The organism is Micromonospora arida, assembly GCF_003857035.1.
Classification (GTDB): domain Bacteria; phylum Actinomycetota; class Actinomycetes; order Mycobacteriales; family Micromonosporaceae; genus Micromonospora; species Micromonospora arida.
Map to the genome: position 1 here is coordinate 1 of NZ_QGSY01000293.1, position 2,459 is coordinate 2,459.

A 2,459-nucleotide genomic window follows, 5' to 3' on the forward strand; every position below is an offset into this window, starting at 1 on the left:
AGGGGGGCGGGAGCATACATCGCCCGCGACCCTACCGGTCGTTAAACGCGCCGACGACAGCCGATCGGTTGGACTTTGCGCCCGTGAGCTGCTCGGACCAGGGCACGACCGGCCGGGAACCGCCGGCGAGCACTGCCGCGTGCACCGCTCGGGCGAGCGGGGCACCCCAGGTGGAGCGCGGCCCGCCGTACGCGGCCTCCGGCCCGTCCACCGGGCAGAGCACGGTGACCGCGTCGGTGGGCGTACCGGTCCCCGGCACCCCCAGCTCGGTGATCGCCTGGGTCTTCGCCTCGGTCGCGGTGGCCACCGCATTCACCAGTGCCGAGTCGGCGAGCCGGGCCGGCACGTACACCACGATGTTGACAGTGCCGACGTGTGGGGCCAGCGCGGCCGGCGTCGGCGCGGCCGCGGGCACCGGCGTGCCGAGCCCGACCGTCGCCCAGGCCCGCACCCCGGCGTCGGTTCGCGCCACAACCTCGGTCACATCGACGCCGGTCAGCAGACCGACCCCGGGCCCGTCGAGGGCCAGCTCGGCGGCGAGCGCGGCCAGGTGCGCCGCGGGGTCATCCCGGTCGTACGACATCGGTACGGTCGCGTTCAACACCCACCGCCGGACCCCGATGCCACCGCCCAACGGGGCACTGCTGACCGCCCGCAGGGGCACGTCCGCGCGCCAGACGAGCAGTGGGACGTGGCGCCCGTCCTCGGCGCGGCTGGTCAGAGTCGGCTCGCTCAGCACGTCGGGCAGGTTACGCCCACCGATCAAGATTCCAGGGGCGACCTCTGATTCGTGCTCACGTGCGCCTAGACTTGGCGGCGCGCGAGGGGATCAGCGGACGGCGGCCCCGGCCGACGGACGGCACGCGCAACCGGAGGTGCGCAATGGACGAGGTACTGGCCCGCAGCGGGATCTTCCAGGGTGTTGACCCGGAAGCTGCCGAGGCGCTTGCCAAGGAGATGGAGACGATCGAGGTCCGCAAGGGCGAGATCGTCTTCAATGAGGGCGAGCCCGGTGACAGCCTCTACATCCTGCTGTCCGGGAAGATCAAGGTTGGTCGCCGCGCAGCGGACGGCCGGCAGAACCTCATCGCGGTGATGGGGCCGTCGGACATGGTCGGTGAGCTGTCGCTCTTCGACCCGGGTCCGCGTACGGCGACCGCCACCGCGGTGACCGACACCCGGCTGGTGCGGCTGCGTAAGCAGGCGCTGCGGCCGTGGCTCAACAACCGCCCGGAGATCGCCGAGCAGCTGCTCCGGGTGCTCGCCCGGCGGCTGCGCCGGACCAACGACTCGCTCGCCGACCTGATCTTCACGGACGTGCCGGGCCGGGTCGCCAAGAACCTGCTCCAGATGGCGGGCCGCTTCGGCACCCGCGACGGCGGCGTTCTGCGGGTGACCCACGACCTGACCCAGGAGGAGATCGCCCAGCTCGTCGGCGCCTCCCGGGAGACCGTCAACAAGGCGCTGGCCGACTTCGCCTCGCGCGGCTGGCTGCGGTTGGACGGCAAGAGCATCATCATCCTGGACCCGGAGCGCCTGGCCCGTCGCGCCCGCGTCTGAGCAGCACCCGACGTCCCCGCCTGCCGTCACCGACGGTAGGCGGGGACGTTTGCCGTCTGCCTGACGCAGAATCGCTGGCCTGGAGGCGGTGCCCGCGGTGAGGGTGGGGCCCATGGTGAACCGAGTTGCGGTGCTCTCCGACATCCATGGTGTCCTGCCGGCGCTGGAGGCCGTACTGGCCGAGCCGGACGTCGCCACCGCCGATCTGATCGTGCTGACCGGTGACATCGCCGCCGGCCCGCAACCGGTCGAGGTGCTGGACGTGCTCGCCGGCCTGGGCGACCGGGTGTGCTGGGTCGGCGGCAATGCCGACCGCGAGCTGGTTGAGGCCCGGGCCGGCCGCCCGGCGTCGATCGACGTGTCGAACTGGGCCGCCGGGCAGCTGCGCGACGACCAGGTGGCCCGGCTCGCCGCGCTGCCGGCGACGACGACGCTGGAGATCGACGGCCTCGGGCCGACGCTGTTCTGCCACGCCACGCCCCGCGATGACGAGGAGGTCGTGCTCGTCGACTCTCGGATGGCGCGCTGGGCGGAGGTGTTCGACGGTCTCCCCGCCGAGATCACCACGGTGGTCTGCGGCCACACGCACATGCCCTTCACCCGGCTGGTCGACCGGCGTCTGGTGGTCAACCCGGGCAGCATCGGCATGCCGTACGGGGGCGCGGGCGCTTGGTGGGCGCTGCTCGGGCCGGGCGTTCAACTGCGCCGCACCGCCTTCGACGTGGACCTGGCCTGCGCCCGCGTGGCGGCGGAGTCGACCTTCCCCGACGCCGCCGCCTGGGCCGACGAGTACCTGCGCTCCCAGCACAGCGACGCCGACGCCCTGACCGCCTTCGGCCCCCGCGACGGCCGCTGAGCCGGCCGCCGGCCGGCTCAGCGGCCGTCGCGGGGGCCGAAGG

3 protein-coding genes are annotated in these 2,459 nt (G+C 73.2%); 2 read left to right on the forward strand and 1 reads right to left on the reverse strand.

Features of this window, described 5'->3' with window-relative positions:
- Positions 1-31 precede the first annotated feature (31 nt).
- Positions 32-739: an adenosylcobinamide amidohydrolase gene (locus tag DLJ58_RS29600; protein WP_124861263.1), complete on the reverse strand. Its 708-nt coding sequence runs from the start codon at positions 737-739 to the stop codon at positions 32-34.
- Positions 740-882: 143 nt separating this feature from the next.
- On the opposite strand from DLJ58_RS29600, the gene DLJ58_RS29605 reads away from it, so the two are divergent.
- On the forward strand, positions 883-1,560 hold the full coding sequence (locus DLJ58_RS29605) for a Crp/Fnr family transcriptional regulator (protein WP_007466162.1): 678 nt from the start codon (positions 883-885) through the stop codon (positions 1,558-1,560).
- A 112-nt stretch (positions 1,561-1,672) separates the two neighbouring features.
- Positions 1,673-2,416, forward strand: a complete 744-nt coding sequence (locus DLJ58_RS29610) for a metallophosphoesterase family protein (protein ID WP_124861265.1) — start codon at positions 1,673-1,675, stop codon at positions 2,414-2,416.
- The last annotated feature ends 43 nt before the right edge of the window (positions 2,417-2,459 follow it).

What these genes read in the sequence shown, in the direction of transcription:
- DLJ58_RS29610 (WP_124861265.1), top strand. Translation starts at nt 1,673, where the DNA reads ATGGTGAACCGAGTTGCGGTGCTCTCCGACATCCATGGTGTCCTGCCG.
- DLJ58_RS29605 (WP_007466162.1), top strand. Translation starts at nt 883, where the DNA reads ATGGACGAGGTACTGGCCCGCAGCGGGATCTTCCAGGGTGTTGACCCG.